This window comes from Gilvimarinus sp. 1_MG-2023, from assembly GCF_030548285.1.
The window spans coordinates 1-243 of sequence record NZ_JAUOSC010001549.1 but is presented as its reverse complement, the minus strand read 5'-3'; the positions used below and the strand labels follow the sequence as shown (position 1 = coordinate 243).

The following is a 243-nucleotide window of genomic DNA, read 5'->3' as shown; positions in this document are numbered from 1 at the left end:
ATACCGCCGGGTCCGGTTTGAAACTGCCCGTTTCTTCTACCGATATAATCTCATCAAAACAGCTTTCCAGACCGGCGTTCTTTATCTGGTTGGCTATCAGGGTTAATGAAGAATTGGAAAAGGCCACGGTGCGAAAACCATGGCTCCGCAGTGTTGCCAGTGCCGGTTTTATATCCGCATGAGGACGCAGGCTGGCGAAACCGGCCAATAGTTCGGCCCGCAGGTCATCGGTCAGGGTAATGC

Annotated in this window: 1 protein-coding gene; it reads right to left on the bottom strand. The window is 52.7% G+C overall.

Annotated elements, in window-relative coordinates:
* On the bottom strand, positions 1 to 243 hold a 243-nt coding region (locus Q4563_RS21995), incomplete at both ends, for an HAD family hydrolase (protein WP_303606052.1).